The following is a 23,797-nucleotide window of genomic DNA, read 5'->3' on the forward strand; positions in this document are numbered from 1 at the left end:
CCATCATAAGTATTATGAGGGACAAAATACCAACAAACAATTAAGCTGCCCCTGAGTAACTTAAATTCTGGGGCAGCTTTACTTAGAGTTATTTATAATAAGTCCACTGGCGAACCCCGACCTTTTGAAAATTCCTATCTAAAAAACGTTGGATACTCTTTTTAGAATATCCTTTACCACACCAATCGTAAATAAGGTTTGTAGTTAATTTCTTATCTGGAAAAAGCAAGAGAAGTTCTTTAACGGTTCGCATGAGAGCATGTTGAATGGATTCCATCTGTTGACAGTTAGTACAGATACAATTTCGTCCTTCGATATAAACAGATAATTTGTAACATTTACTGCAGCGAAATCCTTTTTTAAATTGATGATATCTATATTTTGGGATTTTGGGATATTGATATTTTCCGATGTCTCGTGCTATTAATTGTTTCGCTAATAATTGCTGTGAAGCTGTTGCCGGGGGTTTTGTAGCTAAATCTCTCATTAATTGTGGTAACTGTGTTGGTAAAATAAGCTGTTTATTCATTGGAGCTTGATAGAGGGTGAACTCAGGGTTAACAAAAACATCATAACATTCAATTTGAATATCAGCATGGAGTTCTTGCAAAACTTGTCGCATTAATGTTTCACTTCTTTTTAGTTGTAACAGAGGATTGTTGACCTCCTTATTTGGTAACTTGTACCAGCGTTTATCGATATGTATGTAATTACCAGGGAGATTCTTCACATCAAAAAAATAAAGTGTATCAGCCGTTAAGAGAATCGAATCAATTTGAAAACTAGTAGTTCCAACTTCAAGTCGAATATCACTTATGATTAAATAATCATCATTAAATGAATCTCTTAACAATTGCTCAAAAGTTTTTTCACCTTCATAACCTAGTTTTAGATTATGAAAATAGCTTATTTCTTTTTGGGTAAAAGTAAATCGAGAGTCTAATGCTTCGAAGACTTGCAGTTCATACGGTTTTTTTAGGGGCTTTAAGATCATCACAGCACTCCTTGCTCAAACTATAAAGAATATGGTGGTTCATCGATTAGATTTGTTAATACAATATAAATAATAAGACCTGCAGGAATAAAAAGAATAAAAGGTAGGCGAACGATGAAGGGAGAAATCCCGAAGTATTCAGCAATTCCGCCACATACACCGTGAAGGGATCTGTCAGTTGCAGATTTTTGTATTCTTATAGACATGAAATAAACGATCCTCCTTTTTAAAGTTGTCACCTCCATATTAACACATTTTTCCACAAGCTAACAAAACAGATACTTTGCATTCGAAAGAAAAATTATATATACTATTTACATAATAAAATAAACGAATAAGATTCCTTTGGGGCAGGGTGTAATTCCCGACCGACGGTGATAAAAGCAAAGAAGCTTTTTTAGTCCGTGACCCGGATCATTTGAAAAATGTGAAGGTGGATTTGGTGAAAATCCAAAGCCGACAGTAATAGTCTGGATGGGAAAAGGAATTGGTGACGTAGTGTCTTTTCTATGGGGAAAAGTAGTTTTTTTGTGTCCCCGTAGCGTTGCAACCACAAAACCAAGTTCTTTACTATGAATTAACATACACAAGCCCTAGGTATATTTCCTAGGGCTTTTTTAGATTTTATCGACAAAAGGTGATGATCAAGTGAGAACGAATGAAGAATGGATGGATCTTGCGCTCAATCTCGCAGAAGCTACTATAGGTCAAACAAGTCCGAATCCTTCAGTTGGAGCGGTAGTTGTGAAAAATGGCGAATTGCTCGGTGTCGGTACCCATTTAAAAGCTGGTGAGGCACATGCAGAAGTTCATGCCATTGCTCAAGCAGGTGAGAAGGCAAAAGGAGCGGATGTCTATGTTACGCTGGAACCTTGTGCTCACTACGGTAAAACACCGCCATGTGCAGAACTCTTAGTGAAAAGCGAAGTAAATAAAGTCTATATTGCATGCCTTGATCCAAATCCTAAAGTAGCAGGGAAAGGTGTAGAAATTTTACAAAATGCTGGTATCGAAGTAGATATAGGTATTCAAGAACAGCGTGCCTTAAGAATCAACCAACACTTTTTTCATTACTTAGAGAAAAAGCGTCCCTTCGTTACCTTGAAAGCAGCGACAACATTGGATGGTAAAACTGCTACTGCTACAGGTGATAGTAAATGGATCACGTCGACAGAAGCAAGAGAAGATGTTCATAAAGAACGGCATAAACATGATGCAATTCTAGTGGGACGACAAACGGTTGAAAAAGATAATCCCAGTTTAACAACGCGCCTGCCCCAAGGCGGAAAAAGTCCGATTCGCATTATTTTAGATACCAATTTATCACTGACAGGCAATCTTCATATATTTGAAGCTGATTCACCAACTTGGGTAGTATGTGGTAATCAAGCAGATAAAGCACACTTTACAACAACCTATCCACATATCAAGGTGATTCAACTGCCTACTGAAAAGATAAGACTAACCGATTTAATGGAATTGTTAGCAGAGGAGAAGGTGCAATCCCTTTATGTAGAAGGTGGTGCTACAATACATCAAGCTTTTCTGAAAGAAGGATTGTTTGATGAATGCCATTGGTATATTGCACCAAAACTATTAGGAGGGCAGGATGCACAGTCCGTAATCGGTGGTGCATCACCTATAGCGATGAAAGAAGCGCAACAACTAGAATTTATAGAAACCCAACAAATTGGTCCAGACCTTAAGCTTATTGCAAAAACGAAGGAGGAGTCCTAATGTTTACGGGCATTGTAGAGGAAAAGGGAAAAATAGCGTCGATAACGCAGAATAATCAAGCTTTACAATTAAAAATACATGGAAAAAAGGTCACAGAAGATGTCTCGGTAGGCGATAGTATTTCTGTCAATGGTGTTTGCTTGACCGTAACTGAATTTGCATCTGATTGGTTTACCGTTGATGTCATTCCAGAAACATTCCGTGGCTCATCACTATCCAAACTATCTTCACAATCTGAAGTTAATTTAGAACGTGCCATGCATGCCAATGGGAGATTTGGCGGCCATTTTGTCTCTGGTCATGTTGATGCAGTTGGAAAGGTTGAACGAACATGGCAGGAAGATAACGCTAAATATTATTACATTTCCGTATTTGAAACGCGTTATATTACGCTGAAGGGTTCAGTCGCAGTAGATGGTACTTCACTTACTGTCTTTGGGGTGGATGAGAAGGGATTTACCATTTCACTCATCCCAGAAACACAAACAGCAACTGTCCTTGGTGCAAAAAATCAAGGTGATATCGTCAATGTTGAATTTGATATGTTAGCAAAATATATGGAACGTCTCCTGCAAACATCTAATCAAACAACAGGTATTACAGAAGAGAAATTACAGCAATACGGATTTTAAGGAGGTGTAGCGATGAAGCACTCAGTAGAAGCAGCTATAGAAGCATTAAAAAAAGGAGAAATCGTCATCGTTGTGGATGATGAAGATCGTGAAAATGAAGGAGATTTTATTGCCCTAGCAGAACACACGACTTCAGAAGTGATTAATTTTATGGCTAAGGAAGGCCGTGGATTGATCTGTGCACCGATGACAAAAAGCTATGCTGATCGTTTTCAGTTAGGAGAAATGGTTACCCGAAATACCGATGATCACGGTACTAACTTTACTGTCAGTATCGATTATCATACAACACATACGGGAATTAGTGCACAGGAACGCGCATTAACGATTCAGAAATTAGTCGATGATTCGACAACAGCACAGGAATTTAAACGACCTGGCCATATTTTTCCGTTAATAGGAAAAACAGCAGGAGTACTGGAACGAACTGGTCACACCGAAGCGGCGATCGACTTGGCACGTTTAGCCGGTTCGAAGCCAGTAGCGGTTATTTGTGAAATTATGAATGAAGATGGCACGATGGCACGCCAGCCAGATTTAGAGAAAATGGCAGACAAACATAACATGCCTATGGTCTCGATTCAGGAATTAATCCAATACCGCAAACGTTATGATCAATTAATTGTGAAAGAAACAGAAATTAATTTACCAACTGCATATGGCGACTTTAAACTTGTTGCCTATACAGAAAAATACACTGGTCAGGAGCATGTCGCACTATATAAAGGTGAGTTAAACCCTGAAGAGCCGACATTGGTTCGTGTACATTCCGAATGTTTAACCGGCGATGTCTTTGGCTCAGAGCGTTGTGATTGTGGTCCACAATTAGAAAAAGCACTAGAGGAAATCCAAAATACAGGGCGAGGTGTGCTCGTCTATATGCGTCAAGAAGGCCGTGGTATAGGTTTAATTAATAAAATGAAAGCATATAAATTACAGGAGGAAGGCTATGATACGGTGGAAGCTAATCACCAGTTAGGCTTTCCAGACGATTTAAGAGACTATGCTATCAGTGTGCAAATATTAAGAGATTTAGGAGTTGGCAAGCTGCATTTACTCACGAACAATCCTCGTAAGCTTTCAAGTATACAAGAGTATGGACTCGAATTAGTAGGAAGAAAAGCAATTGAGATTCCGGCCAATAAAAATAACGAGAGATATTTACAAACAAAAGTAGAAAAATTAGATCATTTATTACATGTAAAAGGTAATCAAGATGGAGGAGGAATTTAATATGGCAAAAACATTTGAAGGTAATTTAGTAGGTACAGGTTTAAAAGTAGGGATTGTTGTAGGAAGATTTAATGAATTTATTACAGGTAAACTGTTAAGTGGTGCAGAAGATGCTTTTCGTCGTCACGGTGTTGCAGAAGACGATGTCGATGTAGCATGGGTGCCAGGAGCATTTGAAATCCCCTTAGTAGCGAAAAAAATGGCCGAATCAGGAAAATACGATGCGGTTGTAACATTAGGTACTGTTATTCGTGGTTCTACACCACACTTTGATTATGTTAGCAATGAAGTATCAAAAGGTGTTGCAGGTGTTTCTATGGATGCCGGTATTCCAGTGATTTTCGGTGTGTTAACAACAGACACGATCGAGCAAGCAATCGAGCGTGCTGGTACTAAAGCAGGAAACAAAGGAGCAGAAGCAGCAATTTCAGCAATCGAAATGGCCAATTTATTAAAAGAAATTGGTTAATTAGAAGAGTGACAGTTTGAATCCAAACTGTCACTCTTAATAACATTTTTAAAGTAATTCTTTTAGGTCTTTTTCTATTTCTTCCGGCTCTGTCTTTGGTGCATAGCGTTTGACTACATTACCATTCTCATCAATCAAGAATTTTGTGAAGTTCCATTTTATTTGATCCGAAATCACTCCTGGTGCTTCCTTAGTCAAATGCTGAAAAAGTGGATGCGCATTTTTGCCTCGTACATCAATTTTGGCAAACATCGGGAAGCTAACACCATAATTGAGACGACAATATTCTGCCGCTTCTTCACTCGATCCGGGCTCTTGATTCATAAACTGGTTGCAAGGGAAACCTAAAATCTCTAATCCGTCATCCTTATATTTATTATACAATTCTTGTAGCCCATCAAACTGGGGAGTAAAGCCACATTTACTAGCGGTATTTACAACAATCATCGCTTTTGCCTTATAATCGTTAACTGTTTTTTCTTCACCTTTAACTGTTTCAATTGTAAAGTCAAACAATGCCAATTAAATCGCCTCCTTCATAAAAGGATAGCATATTAAGCTGGTAACTACGAGGAACAGCTTGTTGTAACGACGAAAAAAGCATAAAAAATCACGAGGATTAGACCTCGTGATTTGATCAAGATTCTTGCATTACGCCGTCTTCTTCAGCGATGCGATCCAATCTTGCTTGAATTTCTTCTTCAGAAAGATTGTATTCTTCCACATATAGATTGCGAGGGTGAACACGGCATTCGTGTGTACATCCGCGCATATATTTATGTTCATTCTCTTCGGAGCATAAAATTTGTTTATTACAGTCAGGGTTAGCGCAATTTACATAGCGTTCACAAGGTTCACCATCAAAGTAATCATTTCCAACTACAACATGTTCTTTGCGGTTTACTGGAACTGAAATTCGTTCATCAAACACATAAAGTTGACCGTCCCATAAGTCACCTTGTACTTCAGGGTCTTTTCCGTAAGTGACAATTCCACCATGAAGCTGTCCGACATTGTCAAATCCTTTTTCTTTCATCCAACCACCGAATTTCTCACAGCGAATTCCGCCAGTACAATACATAAGTATTTTCTTACCTTCTAATTTTTCACGGTTATTCTCAATCCATTCAGGTAAGTCACGGAAAGTCTCAATATCTGGATTAATCGCACCACGGAAATGACCTAGTTCATATTCATAATCATTTCTTGTATCTAAAATAACAGTGTTTTCATCTTGCATAGCTTCATAAAACTCTTTAGGATCCAAAAAGTCAGCATTTTTTTTGCGTGGGTCAACATCTTCTTCACCTAAGCGAAGTGTTACTAACTCTGGACGATGACGACAATGCATTTTCTTAAAGGCATGTCCATCCGCCTCATCGACTTTGAACATCATGTCACTAAATTTTGGATCATTATGCATTGCTTCCATATACTTATTAGTTTGTTCCACAGTTCCAGAAACGGTACCATTAATACCTTCTTCTGCTACAAGAATGCGACCTTTTAATCCTAAGTCTTTACAGAATTTCAAGTGTTCTTGTGCAAATATTTCGGGATCTTCAATTGTAACAAACTTATAATACAACAATACTTGATATTTTTCTTTGTTCTCCATTTTATTTACCACCTATCAATTCATATTTGCAAGATATAAATGTTTTTAGGTTGGTTTGTACTTTTATAATCTTGCAAGACAATATTCTAACATGTTTTTCTTGACTTAACAATCCATTTCAGTTCTAATATATGTTCAGATATTAACACCATTCATTGAGCCTTATACTCCTTCTTTTTCAAAGCGATAAATCTCGGAGTTACGCCCCATCACAATTAAAAGATCATCTTTTAATACTTTTTCTTCAGCTACTGGACTTACGATCATTTCTTTATCTCTGTGTATACCGACAATCGTACATCCGAATCGTTCTTTTACACTTAATTCAGCCAAAGACTTGTTATGTAATTTGTTAGTGGCGACGACTTCTACCATACTGTAATCTTCAGATAACTCTATATAGTCAATAACATTATCAGATACGGTATGATGAGCAATACGTCTGGCCATTTCGCGTTCTGGCTGGATAACCCTATCGACCCCAATTTTACTTAACACTTTATGATGATAGTCATTTTGTGCTTTCGACCATACCCTAGAAACTCCAAGATCTTTTAACAATAAGGATGTTAAGATACTGGCTTCAATATTTTCTCCGAAAGAGACAAAAGCATGGTCAAAATTTCTAATGCCAATTTCTTTCAAGGAAGCTTCATCAACGCCATTTGCTTGAACCGCATGTGTTGCAATTTTGGAATATTTTTTTACTTTGCTTGGATTTGTATCAATTGCCAATACATCTTCGCCTAACTCAGCAAATGATTTAACTAAATTTCCGCCAAATTGACCTAGTCCAAATACTGCGTACTGTTTTTTCATTATAGTATCTCCTTTTTTAAACAGAAAAAGACCACCCTTAATAAGATGGCCAATGATTTCATTAACCCTTTTTCACAAATGCTTACGAGGTTAGTTGTCGGATTAGATAATGAGAGTATCCCTCTTAACTAAGTATGTTAAGATTCATTTCAAGATAAACATGTAGTTTATCAAAAAAATGATTTCCCCGCTCATATGGTATGATTATGCTTAAAAGGTAGTTTATAAAAATGATAACTATACAATACTCTTGTAGATTTGGCTAGTCAATAGTAAGTTGGTGAAAAAAGTCTGTTATAGATTTCCTTCAAACCACTTAATCAATGCTTGCGTTCCACGGTCTTCCAACCCTTTTTCGGCTAACTCTTCGTATAATTCCAATGACAAAGTAAGTCCAGGTGTTTGTAATCCCATTTTCTTCGCATTTGTTAATGCAATCTTCATATCCTTAATAAAATGTTTGATATAAAAACCAGGATCGCTATCACCTTTGATCATTCGGGGTGCCAAATTAGACAGAGACCAACTGCCCGCTGCCCCAGTTGAGATGCTTTTTAAAACGCGGACTGGATCAAGCCCAGCTTTTTTGGCATACATAATTGCTTCTGATACACCAATCATGTTGGAAGCTATTGTAATTTGATTTGCCATTTTCGTATGCTGTCCTGCTCCTGCAGGTCCTTGTAAGACTATATTTTCACCCAATTTTTCAAAGATGGGGCGCATTGCCTCAAAATCCTTTTCTTTGCCACCAGCCATGATGGTCAGTTTGCCATTTTTAGCACCGATATCACCACCGGAAACAGGTGCATCTAAACTGTGCAGATCCTTCTTTTCAGCTGCTTGAGAGATTGTTTCGGCAAGAACAGGATCAGAGGTAGTCATATCGATTAAATAGGATCCAGGTTGTGCATGTGCAATAATGCCATCTTCTCCAAGGTAAATGGCTTTAACATCGTAAGGATATCCTACGATGGAAATAATGACGTTTACCTTTTGGGCTAGAGAAGCAATCGATTCTTCCCAGACTGCTCCGGCATCCAGAAGTCCTTGAGCTTTAGCTTTCGTTCGTGTAAAAAGATGAACCTCATATCCAGCGTCAATTAAATGTTTTGCCATACTTTTCCCCATTACACCAGTACCGATAAACCCGATTTTTGTTGTCATGTTTCTCCTCCTTTTTCTTTTACTTTATCAAAAAATAGCCGGTTTCCCAATGGTTGTTTTTAAAGACGAGATAATGGGAATAGTTGCATTAAGGGGAGGGTGAATATGAATCAAAAAGTATTAGATCATTGTAAACAACTCCTGGAGAAAAGAAAAGAAGAGTTGCATCGTGAACAATTAAGTAAAGATAATTCATTAGATGAAGCAGTAGGTGAGCTGTCAACATTTGATGATAACCATCCTGCAGACATGGGAACAGAGCTTTTTGAAAGGGAAAAAGATATAAGCATCGATCATCACTTGCAGGAAGAGTTAGCGGAGATAGAACATGCTTTAGAAGCAATTGTCAATGAAACCTATCAATTTTGTGAGAAGTGCGGAAAACCTATTGATGAGGATCGTTTGTTGGCTATTCCAACTACGAGATATTGTATTGAACATGGAAAATAGAGAAAACCCCAAGTATTCAAATGCTTGGGGTTTTCATCTTTATTACATATCATTTTGTTCATTTAAAACTAATGTTGCAGTTTGCAGGTTACCTTCACGATAGAATGTTACTGTTACTTCTTCACCAACTTCAGTTTCACTGTACAGATATTTCTTTAGATCTAACATGGATTCAATATCTTTGTCGTTAAGTTTTGTCACGACATCATATTGTTGTAGACCGGCTTCTTCGGCTGGTGAATTTGCCTCAACTTGTGCGATGACAACACCTTTTTCTACACTTTCATCTAATTGCAATGTTTCTTGAATATGACGTTGAGGAACAGTTGAGAGATCAACAGCACTGATTCCGATAAATGGGCGTTTGACCTCATTACCTGTTTCAAGCTGTTCAACAATTGGTTTCGCATCATTAATCGGAATCGCAAATCCAATGCCTTCTACGGTAGATTGGGCTATTTTCATGGAGTTGATACCAATCACTTGTCCATTCGTATTGATTAAGGCTCCACCACTGTTACCAGGATTAATTGCTGCATCTGTTTGAATAACGTTTGTGGTCCAGTCTGGTTGTCCGTCACTATTTAAGTCGACATCAACTGAACGATCCAAACCACTGATAATACCTTGTGTTACAGATCCAGCAAATTCTTGTCCGAGCGGGTTACCGATCGCGATTGCAGTATCACCTACAGTTAAATCATCGGAAGAGCCTAATTCTGCAACTGTCGAAACTTGCTCACTAGGGATACGAAGGACAGCTAAATCGGTTAACGCATCTGTTCCCATTACGTTAGCTGCAACATGTTCACCATTTGTGAGAATCACTTCTACTTCTTGAGCACCCTCCACAACGTGATTGTTCGTAACGACGTAAGCATATTCGTCATCCTTTTTGTAAATCACACCTGATCCTGTGCCAGCTGCATCAGATTCTTCCCACAGGCTGATTTGTTGAATGTTGGAGACACCAACTACTGCATTAGATACTTTTTCTACGGCACTGCCAATCGAGTTAGAGGATTGATTGGCAAGGTTAGTTGTTGGCACAGCTTCTTCTGTTGAAGTTTGTTCTGTTTGCTCCTCATTTTGATTATTGTCTTCAGAAGAGCTAGCTTGTTCATCATTGATCATATTAAGGAAAATACCACCGGTAAACAGTGCAGCAATAATACCACCTGCAACTCCGCTCATTAACATAGCTAATGTGTTTTTCTCTTTTTTGCCTTTTTTATTTTGTTCTGTTGTTTGTTCTTGATTGAATTCCTCACTCATTTATAATCACCCTTTCGCAGGAAATTTAATGTAACTTCTATTATTATCATACCCGTTATATACGGCATGTTAATGGGATAATTGTATAAAAAATGTGTAAAAGGAATATTTTATCGCTCGTTGCTTAATTTTTCTTTGTAAATGTGCGAAAATAAGAGCAAGTAAATAGGGGTACAATAGGAGAGGTGAACCAATATGAATCAACACATCTATATTGTAGAAGATGATGCAAATATTAGAGATATCGTAAAAGCTTATTTAATAAAGGATGGATTTCAAGTAACCCTTTTGGAGAATGCGGAAGATGCATGGCAGCGTGCGCAGAGTGGACAACCTGATATGTGGATTCTTGATATTATGTTACCAGGAATGGATGGTTATGAATTATGCAAAAAAATCCGGCAAGTTAGTGAAGTGCCGATTATTATCATATCGGCAAAAGATGAGGAAGTCGATAAAATTCTCGGTTTAGAACTTGGCAGTGATGATTATTTAACGAAGCCATTTAGCCCGCGGGAATTAGTAGCGAGAGTGAAACGGTTGTTCAAAAGAGCAGAAGCGCTGCCAATCCAGCAATCTAATTCTACAGCTGTTATGGAAGTGGGAGAATTGGAGATCGATAAAGCAGCACGAATTGTACATTGGAAGAAAGAGGAAATAGACGTAACATCTAAAGAATTTGCGATGTTAGAAATCTTTGCACAAAAACCAAACCGAGCTTTTTCTAGAGAAGAATTACTTACATTGGTTTGGGGCGATGATTACTTCGGGAGTGATCGGGCAGTGGATGATTTAGTGAAAAGACTAAGAAAAAAATTGGATAGTTTACCGATTGAAACCGTTTGGGGATATGGGTACCGCCTAGAATATGATGAGGGCGACCAATGAAACTGCAATATCAATTAACAATCGCTTTTACAACACTGCTAGTGGTCATCATGACCGTTACTGGTATTATGATTTACTCACAAATGCTCCAAATGTTAATTAAGGACGAGCAACGCCAGTTAGAGGACAAAGGGGAATTGATCGTCAATTTCATATTGTCGGAAGATCTCAATAATACGACAAATGTACAACGATTATTGCAATTGCTAGAGCAATATAATTTGCAAGTTTTTGCGTATGATGAAGCAAGTGAAAGGATCGTTTTTTCCTCGATTCCTAATATGAATACGATTGAATCATGGATTCAGGAATATGATCTTGACAGTAGGACACAGCCTTTATGGCAAGGAAAAGATGATAATTATGTGGTATCAATAATTCCGATTTTGTCTCCGTTGTCTACGCAACATTTAGTATTACTTACACCGCTAGATGATTTGCAGGGCGTACAGAAAAGCTTGATGAATCGATTGTTTTTGATTTTCCTGATTGGTATTGCAGTAGCTGTTTTGCTTAGTCATTACTTGACAACTAAGCTTGTCACTCCATTAACGAAACTAAAACATCAATTAAAGAAAATTGAAAAACGTAAATTTGATGAGATGGAAGAAGTAAAAGCAACTGGAGAAATCAAAGAGGTCGAGCAAAGTGTTGTTGAGATGGCAAATGAGTTAAACAGTTTTATTCAGTCACAGCACCACTTTTTCCAGAATGCCAGCCATGAACTTAAAACACCGCTAATGACGATTCAAGGTTATGCAGAAGGTATTCGTGATGGAATATTTGAGGGAGAAGAAGCTAGACGCGGTCTGCAAGTGATGGTAGCAGAAATTAAACGTCTGAAAAAAATTATTAACGAAATTATTTTACTAGCTAAACTGGATAGTGAAGCAGATATATATCGACCAGAAAGGGTAAATAGTAAAATATTTATGGAACAAATAATGGAAAGAGCAATTCCGATTGCTAACGAAAAACAGATTCAAGTTAAACAAAATCAAGTCGATGAAGTGGAAGTTATGTTTGATGCAGAAAAAATGTTACAAGCAGTGATGAATATCATTACTAATGCGATTCGACATGCGGATACCCAAGTGGAAGTGACGGCGATTACCGAGAATAAACAATTTCAAATCCAAATTTCGGATGATGGTGAAGGAATTGATGAAGAACTATTGAAGAAGTTATTTCACCGTTTTGTCAAAGGTGAGAGTGGAGAGACAGGTCTTGGCTTAGCGATCGCACGGGCAATTGTCGAGCGGTCAGGAGGATCAATTAAAGCAGAAAATGCACCATATGGAGGAGCAAGATTTACGATTATATTTACCGAATTTGAAAAAAATAACGATTATTGATAACAATTCCTGACTATTATGATATACTAGGTAAGTTGTCACGGTGCTAATCGTCCGTAAAACCCCACTTTAAGGTTGAAATAAATCGAAGAAGCTAAGTGGGGATCAGGTGAGCTAACAACCTGATAAGTTTCGCTTAGCATCAGTGGGGTCGCTTCCGCAGATGGAGGCCTCGCTATATAATATGATGAACGCATCTTTAAGAGGAGAGAATAAAATGACGCAATTGAGAGAAGAACTTCGCAACATTGCGATTATTGCCCATGTTGACCATGGCAAAACGACGTTAGTTGACCAGTTACTCCGTTACTCAGGAACATTTCGTGAAAATGAGCAAGTGGAAGAACGTGCAATGGATTCCAACGATATTGAAAAAGAACGTGGAATCACGATTTTAGCGAAAAATACTGCGATTAATTATAATGATACACGCATTAATATATTGGATACACCAGGACACGCTGACTTCGGTGGAGAAGTAGAGCGGATTATGAAAATGGTGGACGGGGTATTGCTTGTGGTGGACGCTTATGAAGGATGTATGCCTCAGACCCGTTTTGTACTAAAAAAAGCATTGGAACAAAAATTGCAACCAGTTGTTGTACTAAACAAAATCGATAGACCTAATGCGCGTCCAAATGAAGTTGTTGATGAAGTATTAGATTTATTTATTGAACTTGGTGCTGATGATGATCAATTAGAATTCCCGGTTGTTTATGCTTCTGCGTTAAACGGTACATCCAGTTATCCAGATGAAGAGCAACAGGAAACAATGGAACCAATTTTTGAAACGATCCTAGAAAAAATTCCTGCACCTGTTAATAATGCGGATGAGCCTCTGCAATTCCAGATCACAATGCTTGATTACAATGATTACTTAGGACGTATCGGTGTTGGCCGTGTGTTCCGTGGGTCGATTAAAGTAGGACAGCAAGTATCACTGATGAAGACTGATGGTTCGGTGAAAAACTTCCGTGTAACTAAATTATTTGGATTTATCGGTTTAAAACGGATCGAAATTGAAGAAGCAACTGCAGGAGATATTATTGCGGTTGCCGGTATGGAAGATATTAACGTAGGTGAAACGGTTTGTCCGATTGAACATCAGGAAGCATTGCCGATTTTACGTATCGACGAACCGACATTACAAATGACGTTTGTTGTTAATAACAGTCCTTTTGCAGGTAGAGAGGGTAAATATATTACCTCCCGTCAAATCGAAGAACGTCTATTGTCGCAATTAGAAACAGATGTAAGTTTACGTGTTGACCCAACTGATTCACCAGATGCATGGACCGTATCAGGGCGTGGGGAGCTACACTTGTCTATATTAGTTGAAAATATGCGTCGTGAAGGTTATGAACTGCAGCTTTCTAAACCGCAAGTTATCATTAAAGAAATCGACGGTCAGCAATGTGAACCAGTTGAACGTGTTCAAATCGACGTACCAGAAGATTATACAGGTCCGGTTATGGAGTCTCTAGGTGCACGTAAAGGTGAAATGCTCGATATGGTGAATCATGGAACTGGACAAGTTCGTATGGAATTTAAAGTACCATCTCGTGGATTAATCGGTTATGCCACAGAATTTATGACACAGACTCGTGGTTACGGAATTATCAACCATACATTCGAAGAATATGCTCCACTTGTTAAAGGACAAGTAGGCGGCCGTCGTGAAGGTGTACTAGTAGCGCTAGAAAATGGTAAAGCATCTACGTACGGTATCATGAATCTAGAAGACCGTGGTGTCATTTTTGTTGAGCCAGGTACAGAAGTATACGCAGGAATGATAGTTGGTGAACATAACCGCGAGAATGACCTAACGGTAAATATCACCAAAGAAAAACACTTAACCAACGTACGTTCTGCAACGAAAGATCAAACTGCAACGATTCGTAAAACACGTAAAATGTCATTAGAAGAAGCCATTCAATACTTGAATGACGATGAATATTGTGAGGTTACTCCAGAAACTGTTCGTTTACGTAAGAAGATCTTAAACAAAAACGAACGTGAAAAAGCAGCAAAGAAAAAAGGTTAATGCATAAATAAGAAAAACCCGTTTTGATAGCTATCAAAACGGGTTTTCATTTTTACCAAAATCCCTCTCTTCCGGGGATAGTCGGCTATATCCAGGGAAGAGAAGGAAATATCCCCGGAACCACCATCCTGTTCCGAGGGAAAAGTCATCTCTTCCGGGGATAATCGGCTAAATCCAGGAAAGAGAAGGAAATATCCCCGGAACCACCATCCTGTTCCGAGGGAAAAGTCATCTCTTCCGGGGATAATCGGCTAAATCCAGGAAAGAGAAGGAAATATCCCCGGAACCACCATCCTGTTCCGAGGGAAAAGTCATCTCTTCCGGGGATAATCGGCTATATCCAGGGAAGAGAAGGAAATATCCCCGGAGCGCCATCCTGTTCCGAGGAAAAAGTCATCTCTTCCGGGGATAATCGGCTATATCTAGGGAAGAGAAGGAAATATCCCCGGAAGCACCATCTTGTTCCGAGGAAAAAGTCATCTCTTCCGGGGATAATCGGCTATATCCAGGGAAGAGAAGGAAATATCCCCGGAAGCACCATCCTGTTCCGAGGAAAAAGTCATCTCTTCCGGGGATAATCGGCTATATCCCGGGAAGAGAAGAAGATATCCCCGGAAGCGCCATCCTGTTCCGAGGAAAAAGTCCTCTCTTCCGGGGATAATCGGCTATATCCAGGGAAGAGAAGGAAATATCCTCGGAAGCACCATCCTGTTCCGAGGAAAAGGTCTATATATTTCAAAATCATGTCATAGGTGACCGCGCATCTGATTACCACGCTACTTCAAACAGAGGTTTCATTACTTCGCAGTTTGTACTACTATCAATTAATTGACTTGCGCAAGGTCGCATCTATTGTTTTGATAGGTTTTTCAACTTAGATATTGGGGTATATTTTAAGTAATGGAATCAAAGAAAAGAGGGGATGACATGCGTTTTTTTAGAAGACTCAAATTTCTATTCAAATTCCATAAATCGTTTCCTTTCTTTAAGGAATTCTACTTATCCAAAGAAGTAAGAGTGACTGCAAAGTTAGCATCACTTATTCTCATTATCGGATATATCGTTTTCCCATTTGATTTAATACCTGATTATTTGTTAGTGCTCGGTCTATTTGATGATGTAATGGTTGCGACATTGATTCTTCAGCAAATGGTCAAGATGGCGCCTGATAGTTTACGTAAAAAATACGATATAGAGAGTAAATAACTCTCTATATCTCTCTTCTCATCGCTTTTAACACATCAATTTGTGTAGCTCGTTTGGCAGGTTTTAAGCCAGAAAGAACCGTTACAATTAAACAGATCACTGCTGCAATAACAATCAATGAAAGAGGAATACTGGAAAACTGGAATCCTTCAGGTAACTCCTGCTCAAAGGCAGATTCAATGATCAATGGTAATCCCATGTTTAAGAGAATGCTAATGACAAAAGCTACTACAGTACCGATAAATGCCCCAAGTAGACCGATATAACTACTTTCAAGCAAAAAGATCTGCTTAATTTTTTTCGGGTGGGCACCAATTGCTTTCATAATGCCAATATCGGAAGTTCTTTCGGTAACGGCCATTGTCATCGTATTATATATACCAATCGATGCAATTATGATGGCAATCGTTCCAATAAAAATCAGTCCGGCTTTTGCGATCGTAAAAAAGGTATTTAAATAGTCTAGTTCGCTCGCTGCAGAATATACTAGGTAATTCTCCTCGGTTAAATACTCCGAAATCTCTTGTACTTCTTCCAACGAATTAGCATATCCATAGACATAATCATAACCAGTAACTTCTTGTTCAGCTTCAGGATAGTTAGGATCAACTATCGCTCCTCTAGATGTTTCCGTGAATGATTCTACTTCAGTTAAAACATCCTCCGATATATATACTTGTCTATCTTGCATCCAATCTCTAGCAGGTGGTTCAACGATACCAGTAATGGTTAAAGAAATCTCGTGTTCTTTCGTTTCACCATCTACATTTTGCTCGACTACCATTTCAATTTCCTGACCAATAAGTGATCCGTCATATTTAAATTCCTCTTTCAACATACCTTCTTCATCATAAATCTCTTCATCTGCTGAGAGATCTTCAGGATAAAGATTTTCTAAAAAATGTGAGCCTACTACAGCTTCGTAAGGCTCTTCCGGTAAATTACCATCAGTAAGTTCCATTCCTGCCTTTAATTCTGATGGGAAGTGGGATACGACTGTTTCCGTACTTCCGCTGTAACCATCCATGTTAAATAGAGGTGTTTGTCTTAATGTTTGTTGTCTAGTGACAGCTTTCATACCTTCGACTTTTTCAAGTTCCTCTATTTCTTCATCCGTAATCGGTGCATAGCCATCTTCTTTTTCGATTCCCCCTATTTGCATTTGAGTGACCGAGCGATCGCGAATGATATCGTCGATAAAGGTTGTATGTAAACCAAAACCAACAGAAGCTAAAACAATTAAAAACGCGACCCCCATCGCGGTTGCCAATACCGTCATAAATATTCTGGATTTACTCCGTTTCATATTACTGCGGACAAACCGCCATTGATCTTTAAATGTCATGCACTAACTTCCTCCTTTACAATTTCACCGTCATGAATATGGATCTGTTTCGAAGCAATTTGAGCAACCTCTTCGTCGTGTGTAATCATTAAAAAGGTAATGCCTAAGTCCCGATTTAATCCGGTAATCAAATCTAAGATTTCTTGTTCTGTTTCACTGTCTAAACTACCTGTCGGTTCATCAGCAAGAATGATAGGTGGTTCTATTACGAGTGTTCGTGCGATACTTACCCGTTGCTGCTGACCACCAGACAATTCGCTAGGATAATGATGATGGTAATTGGAGAGACCGACTTGTTCTAATGTTTGTTCGGTCTTCTCTTTTCTTTCTTTCTCTGACAGCCCTTTTAACACTAAAGGTAGTTCTACATTTTCAAAGGCGGTCATACTTGGGATCAATTGAAAGTTTTGAAAGATAAAACCGATATTTTCTAATCGAAAATCCGCATATTCTCCTTCGTTTAAATTGGTTACATTCATCTCCTTAATCCATACCGATCCGCTAGTTGGTTTCATAAATCCGCCGATAATGTTGAGTAAGGTCGATTTACCAGATCCACTTTTACCTGTTATCGCCAGAATCTCCCCTTTATCTACAGAAAATGAAATATTTTTTAACACTGGAAGTGCTGTTTCATTCTGTTTTTTTCCTAATAAAAATGTATGGTTGATGTCTTTTACATCTATCATGTTTCATCCTCCTTTTTTTCCTTTCACTAGTAACTGACGAATGAAAATCTTTCATTACTTCATTTTTTTGGCAAGAAATATTATTTTTTTATGTTAAAATAAGGGGAGTCTTCTTGGAGGAGTTTTTGTATGAAGCATGCTAGTACCATTTGTTTGCTGTTGCTATTATTGGTTATAGGTTGTACAGGACACCAAGAATATCAGGGACACTTTCACCATATGGATAAAAAAGAAAGATCTTTCAAAGAATCCGATATCCGTTTCACTACAAATGAAATAGATATCGCTGCGATTGGAGATTTGCTAATTCATGAACGAGTTTATAATGATGCGTGGAATGGTGAAAAATATGATTTTCTGTCGATGATCAACCCTGTACAGGACTATTTAAAGACACCAGACATTACAATGGCTAACCAGGAAACGATTATGGGTGGAGAAGAAATTGGTTTATCCGACTATCCACAATTTAACAGCCCTTTTGATTTAGGAGATGATTTGCAAGAAGCTGGTGTTGATATCGTAACGATGGCCAATAATCATACGCTAGATAGAGGGGAAGAAGCGATTCGTAATGCGATTGCATATTACGAGGAGATCGATATGCCTTATACCGGAAGCTTCAAAAGTGAGGAAGATCAACAAACATTACGAGTTTTAGAAACAGAAGAAGGTATTTCAGTAGCTTTCTTAAGTTATACATACGGTACGAATGGCATACCGATTCCAGATGGGAAGGAATATTTAGTCAACTTAATAGATCATGAGCAAATTAAAAAAGATGTTTCCGAAGCTGAAGAGTTAGCGGACGTTACGATCGTGAGTTATCATTTTGGACAAGAATATCAGCGACTGCCGAATCAGGAACAAAAGGATCTAGCGCAATTTGCGGCAGATCTTGGTGTTCATGTGGTGATTGGTCATCACCCACATGTGCTGCAGCCGATTGATTGGCTAGAAGGTAAAGACGGTAACAAGACGTTGGTCGCCTATTCGTTAGGAAATTTCCTTTCAGGTCAATATGAGCTATACAGGAGGATCGGTGGGATTTTACAATTTTCCATTTCAAAAGATGGATCAAATGTAAAGGTGCATTCTCCGTCTTTTTTACCGACTTTTGTTCAGTTTGACCTCATTGATGAGACGATCACAGACTTGCAAGTATTACCGTTAAAGGATGTCTCAGAGCAACAATTACCTGATGCATCAGATCATTTATCAGAGATTAAAGAGCATCTCTCAAAAAATATAGAGGATCTTGAGTTTATAGAATAAGGAGAATGAGGAATGGAATGGCGTAATATTTATCGTGGCATGTTAATGGGAGCAAGTGATGTTGTTCCAGGTGTTAGTGGTGGTACAATTGCTGTTGTATTGGGTATTTATGACCGATTAATCGAAGCAATAAACGGATTTTTAAGTAAGGATTATAAGAGACATTTAAAGTTTTTAATTCCGCTTGGTGTAGGCATTTTAGCAGCAGTTTTTCTATTGGCTAAAGTGATTAAGTGGTTGTTTGCGCATTATCCTGAACAGACTCAATTTGCTTTCTTAGGTTTAATTATTGGAGTTTTGCCATTTCTCTTTCAAAAATCAAATGCTAGAAACACTTTTAAAGCAAAACATATCATTTTAATGGTGATTGGTACTTGTATCGTTGGCTCTATGGCCTTCTTTCAAACGGGAGAACCTGAACCAGTTACCGTTTTTCATACAACAACATACCTCTGGTTATTTGGTTCAGGATTCATGGCGAGTGCAGCTATGATTTTACCAGGTATTAGTGGTTCCATGCTTTTGTACATTGTGGGATCATACACGACAATAATTAATGCAATAGATAACTTGAATTTTTCAATTATAGCGGTAGTTGGTATAGGAATTTTACTAGGCATCGTATTAATGAGTAAAATTATTCGATATTTTTTAATGACATTTCCGACTGCTACTTACGCTTTTGTGATTGGTATGGTGATCGGCTCTGTATTTGTTATTTTTCCAGGGTGGCCAGCTAGTGTTGGAGCAACTGTTATGTGTATTATCACTTTTGCAGGTGGTCTACTTTTTGCCTATTTATTAGGCAGGGTGGAATATCGTTAAACAGAATAGTTGCTTTCAAATCCTGTTCATGCTAGCTTTTACTAAAGTAAAGTACCACTTGAAAAAGGAGAATGCATAATGGAAGCTATTAAAACAGAAGAACAGTTTAATCAAATTATCGCTTCAGAAGATCCAGTTATTATTAAATTTTATGCGGACTGGTGTCCTGACTGCAAGCGTATGGATATGTTTATTGGAGATATTTTAGAACAGTACAATAACTATGATTGGTATGAAGTCAATAGTGATGAAGTACAAGGATTGGCTGAAAAGTATGAAGTAATGGGTATCCCAAGCTTACTTATTTTTCAAAACGGAGAAAAACTAGCACATCGCCACAGTGCCTACACCAAAACACCAGACGATGTATTAGAGTTCTTACAAGAAGAGTTAGCCTAAGAGACAGTCTCAGCACTGTCTCTTTTTATGTCGTAAAATAGTTCATAAACTGTGGAGTAACGTTGACAAGAATTTGCTCTCTTCCATTCTTCACTAAGAGAGTGCTGACGAACCGCTCCGGCAGAATACTGCGCTTTCCGTGGGCACGGCCACCACAACACTATGCAAAGCGAAGTATCTTCTCGGAGCGTATACAAGCACTCAGCAAAAATCAGCTTGGAAGAAAGCCTCATTCCGGAAATTTTCCCAATTCACAGCAGTTTTTATCTATTACGAATCTGATAAGTAGAGCAGCACTATTTTTTTATTATCGCTTATTTGTATAAAATGACAATTTCGGAAACCTTTTGACAACATTTTTCGTATATATGTGAAGGGGGGCGTTTATGTGTTAGAAGTGAAGCAGCTAAAAGTTGAAATTGGGAAAGAAACCATCCTTGAAGACGTAGGATTTTCCGTTGAAAAAGGAAGCATTGTAGGTTTGATCGGTCATAACGGGGCAGGGAAATCAACCGTTATGAAAACAATCATGGGGTGGCAAGACAAAAAAGAAGGCACTATTCTTTTGAATCAAGTGGATCAAGACCAATCATTTATCACCTTTAAAAAACAACTAGCTTATATCCCAGAAGAACCATTTTTATTACCGGAACTAACAACGATGCAACATTTTCAACTATATGGTCAAAGTTATCAGCTCGATGAAAAAGCATTTACAAGACGTGCAAAACAACTTTCAGAGCAATTTGAAATAGCGGATAAACTAAATGAATACCCAGAATCACTTTCGAAAGGTATGCGTCAAAAAGTGCAAACAATTTGTGCATTATTACCAGACGTCCCATTACTATTAATTGACGAACCTTTTATGGGTCTAGATATACATGCAGCTCATGACCTGCAAGAAATGTTGAAGAAAAAGGCGGAAAATGGTACAAGCATTCTACTCACCTCCCATCAATTAGAGAGAATGGAAGAGTTAGCAGATACATACATTATGCTGCATCAAGGACGTGTAGCAGAACATGGCTTGATGGAAGAATTCCACTCACTATCAAGGAGAGGGACAGAATGAAAGCTACCGTTCAAATGATGCGATTTCTTAAAAAGAGTCGCATACGTAAAAAGCAAAAATTATACAAATTAGCCTTTGGTGTGGCATTTGATTGGATAACAACAATCTATACCGGTTTCTTTGCGATCATGCTTTTATTTATTGCATATGATACCTTCAAAAGCATGGAGGCTGTCTTTCTAAACTATCAGGCAAATATCGAATTATTTTTTCCGCTAATAGTATTGGGTTTGATATTCGGCACGATTGTGCTTTCCTTTCAACATCCATCGCTACCGATTACAAGTGCAGAATGGAAGTTGACGTCGCTTCCTTTTTCGATAAAAAATATATGGTTATATGCTTTATGGATCGTGATTAGAAAACGGTTCATTGCTTTAACGTTAATGTTGTTCCTACTAGTGCTGGTTACTCCTTTTTCTACATTAGTTCTCGTAAAATGGTATGCTGCTATTTTAATAGTAGTGTTTTTAACTGTCATACCTCAATGGTACTTTTTTCAGATAGAAGGTTTTAAAAAAATCGGACTCTATCTGTTGGCTGTTTTGGTTATTGGTGTAATTCGTCTGACTTTTGTATTATTAGAGTTAAACGCGGAATCTGTCTGGATGCTTATCATCTTCCTATTTGCCCTTAACGTATGGATATGGCCACGTCGGTTGACAAAAGTCAATTGGATGAAAGTAATTGAGAAAAGTGATGACAAAGAATGGAACATGTTCTTTGTTAAACAAATGAGTAGAATGGATCAAGTAAAGCAGCAACGAAGAAATTATTTCTTGAAAACACTTTTCACATCCAAAAAAGCAAAACTTCCTTTTCCTTATCAGCAGCCGACTAAACTAATGCGAAAATTATGGAGGCGTAGTATCAATCAGGAAATCAGTATTATCTATACGATGCTGTTTTCGATATTAATTATTATGATTTTGCTTTCCTTAAGAGGAGGCCCACTATTACAAGGGATTGCTATTGTATTGTCGTTCTTTATCTTCATTAAGGTTATAGCAAGTTTTTTTACTGCGATTTTTAAAGACAAATTACTTCACAGTATTCCTTGGAATATGTCGGTAATAACAACTGCTTTTTGGCAAATGTCATCTTTACTAAGTATCATAGTGATGGTGGTTGTTTCAGTGGTTGTCTTACTTACGAATACATGGAGTTGGTGGTTAATAGCTCAGCTTTTATATGCTTTTATAGCACTATTCTTTTTGTTAGATTGTGAGATAGAGAGAAAAGTAAAAGCATTAAATGAAAAATGGTATACGCCATCTTTTGTTGATCAAGTGATGGGAATATCCACTTATGTGACAATGGCGTTTAGTGTGTTATATCCTGTTATGATTAGTTATTTATTAATAATCTTAGTATACTGGATAGTGAAGAAACATTATTTCCCATTAAAAATTGACTAGTTCTAGTTGTTTGCCTATAATACCATTCATATATAGATAATGAGAGAGGATGAGAGGGATGGATCAAAAGAGAAACGAATATTTAAAAAAGAAGCAAGACCCTTCCCTAAAATTATTTGTTGTGTTGTCGAAGGCTTATCGAGCAGTTGCCGATCAAGTAGCGAAAGATATTCGAAGCCATGGTTTAAATACAACTGATTTTGGTGTATTAGAACTACTATATCATCAGGGAGAACAACCTTTACAAAAAATAGGGGATAAAATTTTATTAGCTAGTGGAAGTATTACATACGTGGTAGATAAATTAGAGAAAAAAGGGTTAGTTAAGCGAACACCATGTCCTAGTGACCGGAGAATTACCTATGCATCTATTACAGAAAATGGGCAACAGTTGCTTAATGATATATTTCCAGAACATTGGAAACAAATTGAAGCAATTACTACTGGATTAGATGAAGAGGAGAAAGTAGAAGCGATTAGACTGTTGAAGAAGCTGGGAATGTATGCAGATCATTTTTCTGAAAAACAATAGAAAATGATAGGTTTATATGTTGTTTGTAGTGGGTAATTATTACTATATGAGGTTATAGTTAAGGGGGTTACCTACATGAAGCAACAACAGATAGACGTATATGTCAGTGATAATTGTACAGAATGTGATCAACTTGTCCAGTACTTAACACAACGGAATATTTCATTTCAGATTAAAAATACAACAGTAAATAAAGAGAATTTATGGCAATTACAGCAAGAGAACATTTATATAACTCCTACGGTTATTATAGATAATGATTATCGAATTATCGGTTTTCAGGAAAGTAAGTTAAAGCAATTACTTAGGTAGTAGCGAACCAATTTCCCTTTATCTGCATAAGCTAATACAA

25 protein-coding genes and 2 riboswitches are annotated in these 23,797 nt (G+C 37.8%); of the genes, 16 read left to right on the top strand and 9 right to left on the bottom strand.

The window, feature by feature from the left end; translation table 11 throughout:
- Positions 1–88: 88 nt before the first annotated feature.
- Together GHT08_RS17170 and GHT08_RS17175 are read right to left on the bottom strand one after the other, a co-directional pair.
- Entirely contained in the window at positions 89–994 is a 906-nt protein-coding gene (locus GHT08_RS17170) for a nuclease-related domain-containing protein (RefSeq protein WP_163582665.1), read from the bottom strand.
- Between the two features lie 20 nt (positions 995–1,014).
- Entirely contained in the window at positions 1,015–1,200 is a 186-nt protein-coding gene (locus GHT08_RS17175; RefSeq protein ID WP_163582666.1) for a PspC domain-containing protein, read from the bottom strand.
- 131 nt (positions 1,201–1,331) lie between these two features.
- Positions 1,332–1,484, top strand: a riboswitch (FMN riboswitch).
- A 158-nt stretch (positions 1,485–1,642) separates the two neighbouring features.
- On the opposite strand from GHT08_RS17175, the gene ribD reads away from it, so the two are divergent.
- Genes ribD through ribH form a run of 4 tightly spaced genes read left to right on the top strand, consistent with a single transcriptional unit; the run spans position 1,643 to position 5,065 of the window.
- The gene (gene ribD, locus GHT08_RS17180) at positions 1,643–2,731 is read left to right on the top strand and encodes a bifunctional diaminohydroxyphosphoribosylaminopyrimidine deaminase/5-amino-6-(5-phosphoribosylamino)uracil reductase RibD (protein WP_272953911.1); all 1,089 of its coding nucleotides are present in this window, start codon (positions 1,643–1,645) and stop codon (positions 2,729–2,731) included.
- Positions 2,731–3,363 (top strand): riboflavin synthase, encoded by a 633-nt coding sequence (gene ribE / locus GHT08_RS17185; RefSeq protein ID WP_163582667.1) that lies wholly within the window; start codon positions 2,731–2,733, stop codon positions 3,361–3,363. The genes ribD and ribE overlap by 1 nt, the downstream gene beginning before the upstream one ends.
- A 12-nt stretch (positions 3,364–3,375) precedes the next feature.
- Positions 3,376–4,596, top strand: a complete 1,221-nt coding sequence (locus tag GHT08_RS17190) for a bifunctional 3,4-dihydroxy-2-butanone-4-phosphate synthase/GTP cyclohydrolase II (RefSeq protein WP_163582668.1) — start codon at positions 3,376–3,378, stop codon at positions 4,594–4,596.
- A gap of 1 nt (position 4,597) precedes the next feature.
- Positions 4,598–5,065 carry a 6,7-dimethyl-8-ribityllumazine synthase gene (ribH, locus tag GHT08_RS17195; protein ID WP_163582669.1) on the top strand — a complete coding sequence of 156 codons (468 nt, stop codon included), beginning with the start codon at positions 4,598–4,600 and terminating at the stop codon, positions 5,063–5,065.
- Positions 5,066–5,113: 48 nt separating this feature from the next.
- Here ribH and GHT08_RS17200 read toward each other — a convergent pair whose 3' ends face one another.
- From GHT08_RS17200 to GHT08_RS17215, 4 genes are all read right to left on the bottom strand, one after another.
- Entirely contained in the window at positions 5,114–5,587 is a 474-nt protein-coding gene (locus tag GHT08_RS17200) for a glutathione peroxidase (RefSeq protein ID WP_163582670.1), read from the bottom strand.
- Positions 5,588–5,702: 115 nt separating this feature from the next.
- Positions 5,703–6,683, bottom strand: coding sequence for an oxygen-dependent tRNA uridine(34) hydroxylase TrhO (gene trhO, locus GHT08_RS17205; protein WP_163582671.1), 981 nt, complete (start codon positions 6,681–6,683; stop codon positions 5,703–5,705).
- 162 nt (positions 6,684–6,845) lie between these two features.
- Entirely contained in the window at positions 6,846–7,502 is a 657-nt protein-coding gene (locus GHT08_RS17210) for a potassium channel family protein (RefSeq protein ID WP_163582672.1), read from the bottom strand.
- A 64-nt stretch (positions 7,503–7,566) separates the two neighbouring features.
- Positions 7,567–7,723, bottom strand: a riboswitch (cyclic di-AMP (ydaO/yuaA leader).
- Between the two features lie 73 nt (positions 7,724–7,796).
- Positions 7,797–8,669 carry an NAD(P)-dependent oxidoreductase gene (locus GHT08_RS17215; protein WP_163582673.1) on the bottom strand — a complete coding sequence of 291 codons (873 nt, stop codon included), beginning with the start codon at positions 8,667–8,669 and terminating at the stop codon, positions 7,797–7,799.
- A gap of 105 nt (positions 8,670–8,774) precedes the next feature.
- On the opposite strand from GHT08_RS17215, the gene GHT08_RS17220 reads away from it, so the two are divergent.
- Positions 8,775–9,119 carry a TraR/DksA C4-type zinc finger protein gene (locus GHT08_RS17220; RefSeq protein WP_163582674.1) on the top strand — a complete coding sequence of 115 codons (345 nt, stop codon included), beginning with the start codon at positions 8,775–8,777 and terminating at the stop codon, positions 9,117–9,119.
- A gap of 42 nt (positions 9,120–9,161) precedes the next feature.
- Here GHT08_RS17220 and GHT08_RS17225 read toward each other — a convergent pair whose 3' ends face one another.
- On the bottom strand, positions 9,162–10,394 hold the full coding sequence (locus tag GHT08_RS17225) for a S1C family serine protease (protein ID WP_163582675.1): 1,233 nt from the start codon (positions 10,392–10,394) through the stop codon (positions 9,162–9,164).
- Positions 10,395–10,589: 195 nt separating this feature from the next.
- Between GHT08_RS17225 and GHT08_RS17230 the strand changes: the two genes are divergently transcribed.
- The 4 genes from GHT08_RS17230 (at position 10,590) to GHT08_RS17245 (ending at position 15,887) form a co-directional block, all read left to right on the top strand.
- Entirely contained in the window at positions 10,590–11,282 is a 693-nt protein-coding gene (locus GHT08_RS17230; RefSeq protein WP_163582676.1) for a response regulator transcription factor, read from the top strand.
- Positions 11,279–12,637: a sensor histidine kinase gene (locus GHT08_RS17235; protein WP_163582677.1), complete on the top strand. Its 1,359-nt coding sequence runs from the start codon at positions 11,279–11,281 to the stop codon at positions 12,635–12,637. The genes GHT08_RS17230 and GHT08_RS17235 overlap by 4 nt, the downstream gene beginning before the upstream one ends.
- Before the next feature lie 217 nt (positions 12,638–12,854).
- A complete protein-coding gene (typA, locus tag GHT08_RS17240) occupies positions 12,855–14,681 on the top strand; it encodes a translational GTPase TypA (protein WP_163582678.1) in 1,827 nt (608 codons plus the stop codon).
- A gap of 927 nt (positions 14,682–15,608) precedes the next feature.
- Positions 15,609–15,887 (top strand): YkvA family protein, encoded by a 279-nt coding sequence (locus tag GHT08_RS17245; protein WP_163582679.1) that lies wholly within the window; start codon positions 15,609–15,611, stop codon positions 15,885–15,887.
- Positions 15,888–15,891: 4 nt separating this feature from the next.
- On the opposite strand, the gene GHT08_RS17250 is transcribed toward GHT08_RS17245, so the two are convergent.
- Both GHT08_RS17250 and GHT08_RS17255 read right to left on the bottom strand, forming a co-directional pair.
- Positions 15,892–17,232, bottom strand: coding sequence for an ABC transporter permease (locus tag GHT08_RS17250; protein ID WP_163582680.1), 1,341 nt, complete (start codon positions 17,230–17,232; stop codon positions 15,892–15,894).
- Positions 17,229–17,921, bottom strand: coding sequence for an ABC transporter ATP-binding protein (locus GHT08_RS17255; protein WP_163582681.1), 693 nt, complete (start codon positions 17,919–17,921; stop codon positions 17,229–17,231). Before GHT08_RS17255 ends, GHT08_RS17250 begins: the two co-directional genes overlap by 4 nt.
- A gap of 129 nt (positions 17,922–18,050) precedes the next feature.
- On the opposite strand from GHT08_RS17255, the gene GHT08_RS17260 reads away from it, so the two are divergent.
- The 7 genes from GHT08_RS17260 (at position 18,051) to GHT08_RS17290 (ending at position 23,757) form a co-directional block, all read left to right on the top strand.
- Complete coding sequence (locus GHT08_RS17260) at positions 18,051–19,196, top strand: CapA family protein (protein WP_163582682.1); 1,146 nt, start codon at positions 18,051–18,053, stop codon at positions 19,194–19,196.
- A gap of 12 nt (positions 19,197–19,208) precedes the next feature.
- Positions 19,209–20,021 carry a DUF368 domain-containing protein gene (locus tag GHT08_RS17265; protein WP_163582683.1) on the top strand — a complete coding sequence of 271 codons (813 nt, stop codon included), beginning with the start codon at positions 19,209–19,211 and terminating at the stop codon, positions 20,019–20,021.
- A gap of 78 nt (positions 20,022–20,099) precedes the next feature.
- Positions 20,100–20,420: a thioredoxin family protein gene (locus GHT08_RS17270; RefSeq protein WP_153835992.1), complete on the top strand. Its 321-nt coding sequence runs from the start codon at positions 20,100–20,102 to the stop codon at positions 20,418–20,420.
- Between the two features lie 388 nt (positions 20,421–20,808).
- On the top strand, positions 20,809–21,495 hold the full coding sequence (locus GHT08_RS17275) for an ABC transporter ATP-binding protein (protein WP_163582684.1): 687 nt from the start codon (positions 20,809–20,811) through the stop codon (positions 21,493–21,495).
- Entirely contained in the window at positions 21,492–22,913 is a 1,422-nt protein-coding gene (locus tag GHT08_RS17280) for a hypothetical protein (protein WP_163582685.1), read from the top strand. The genes GHT08_RS17275 and GHT08_RS17280 overlap by 4 nt, the downstream gene beginning before the upstream one ends.
- A 58-nt stretch (positions 22,914–22,971) precedes the next feature.
- A complete protein-coding gene (locus tag GHT08_RS17285) occupies positions 22,972–23,445 on the top strand; it encodes a MarR family winged helix-turn-helix transcriptional regulator (RefSeq protein WP_163582686.1) in 474 nt (157 codons plus the stop codon).
- 75 nt (positions 23,446–23,520) lie between these two features.
- Positions 23,521–23,757 (top strand): glutaredoxin family protein, encoded by a 237-nt coding sequence (locus GHT08_RS17290; RefSeq protein ID WP_163582687.1) that lies wholly within the window; start codon positions 23,521–23,523, stop codon positions 23,755–23,757.
- Positions 23,758–23,797 lie beyond the last annotated feature (40 nt).

Source organism: Gracilibacillus saliphilus (assembly GCF_010994085.1).
In the GTDB taxonomy this organism is placed as follows: Bacteria; Bacillota; Bacilli; order Bacillales; family Amphibacillaceae; genus Gracilibacillus; species Gracilibacillus lacisalsi.

What these genes read in the sequence shown, in the direction of transcription:
- GHT08_RS17260 (WP_163582682.1), top strand. Translation starts at nt 18,051, where the DNA reads ATGAAGCATGCTAGTACCATTTGTTTGCTGTTGCTATTATTGGTTATA.
- GHT08_RS17245 (WP_163582679.1), top strand. Translation starts at nt 15,609, where the DNA reads ATGCGTTTTTTTAGAAGACTCAAATTTCTATTCAAATTCCATAAATCG.
- trhO (WP_163582671.1), bottom strand. Translation starts at nt 6,683, where the DNA reads ATGGAGAACAAAGAAAAATATCAAGTATTGTTGTATTATAAGTTTGTT.
- GHT08_RS17255 (WP_163582681.1), bottom strand. Translation starts at nt 17,921, where the DNA reads ATGATAGATGTAAAAGACATCAACCATACATTTTTATTAGGAAAAAAA.
- ribE (WP_163582667.1), top strand. Translation starts at nt 2,731, where the DNA reads ATGTTTACGGGCATTGTAGAGGAAAAGGGAAAAATAGCGTCGATAACG.
- typA (WP_163582678.1), top strand. Translation starts at nt 12,855, where the DNA reads ATGACGCAATTGAGAGAAGAACTTCGCAACATTGCGATTATTGCCCAT.
- GHT08_RS17280 (WP_163582685.1), top strand. Translation starts at nt 21,492, where the DNA reads ATGAAAGCTACCGTTCAAATGATGCGATTTCTTAAAAAGAGTCGCATA.
- GHT08_RS17190 (WP_163582668.1), top strand. Translation starts at nt 3,376, where the DNA reads ATGAAGCACTCAGTAGAAGCAGCTATAGAAGCATTAAAAAAAGGAGAA.
- GHT08_RS17210 (WP_163582672.1), bottom strand. Translation starts at nt 7,502, where the DNA reads ATGAAAAAACAGTACGCAGTATTTGGACTAGGTCAATTTGGCGGAAAT.
- GHT08_RS17175 (WP_163582666.1), bottom strand. Translation starts at nt 1,200, where the DNA reads ATGTCTATAAGAATACAAAAATCTGCAACTGACAGATCCCTTCACGGT.
- GHT08_RS17230 (WP_163582676.1), top strand. Translation starts at nt 10,590, where the DNA reads ATGAATCAACACATCTATATTGTAGAAGATGATGCAAATATTAGAGAT.
- GHT08_RS17220 (WP_163582674.1), top strand. Translation starts at nt 8,775, where the DNA reads ATGAATCAAAAAGTATTAGATCATTGTAAACAACTCCTGGAGAAAAGA.
- GHT08_RS17235 (WP_163582677.1), top strand. Translation starts at nt 11,279, where the DNA reads ATGAAACTGCAATATCAATTAACAATCGCTTTTACAACACTGCTAGTG.
- GHT08_RS17215 (WP_163582673.1), bottom strand. Translation starts at nt 8,669, where the DNA reads ATGACAACAAAAATCGGGTTTATCGGTACTGGTGTAATGGGGAAAAGT.
- GHT08_RS17170 (WP_163582665.1), bottom strand. Translation starts at nt 994, where the DNA reads ATGATCTTAAAGCCCCTAAAAAAACCGTATGAACTGCAAGTCTTCGAA.
- ribH (WP_163582669.1), top strand. Translation starts at nt 4,598, where the DNA reads ATGGCAAAAACATTTGAAGGTAATTTAGTAGGTACAGGTTTAAAAGTA.
- GHT08_RS17250 (WP_163582680.1), bottom strand. Translation starts at nt 17,232, where the DNA reads ATGACATTTAAAGATCAATGGCGGTTTGTCCGCAGTAATATGAAACGG.
- GHT08_RS17225 (WP_163582675.1), bottom strand. Translation starts at nt 10,394, where the DNA reads ATGAGTGAGGAATTCAATCAAGAACAAACAACAGAACAAAATAAAAAA.
- GHT08_RS17285 (WP_163582686.1), top strand. Translation starts at nt 22,972, where the DNA reads ATGGATCAAAAGAGAAACGAATATTTAAAAAAGAAGCAAGACCCTTCC.
- GHT08_RS17290 (WP_163582687.1), top strand. Translation starts at nt 23,521, where the DNA reads ATGAAGCAACAACAGATAGACGTATATGTCAGTGATAATTGTACAGAA.
- GHT08_RS17270 (WP_153835992.1), top strand. Translation starts at nt 20,100, where the DNA reads ATGGAAGCTATTAAAACAGAAGAACAGTTTAATCAAATTATCGCTTCA.
- GHT08_RS17265 (WP_163582683.1), top strand. Translation starts at nt 19,209, where the DNA reads ATGGAATGGCGTAATATTTATCGTGGCATGTTAATGGGAGCAAGTGAT.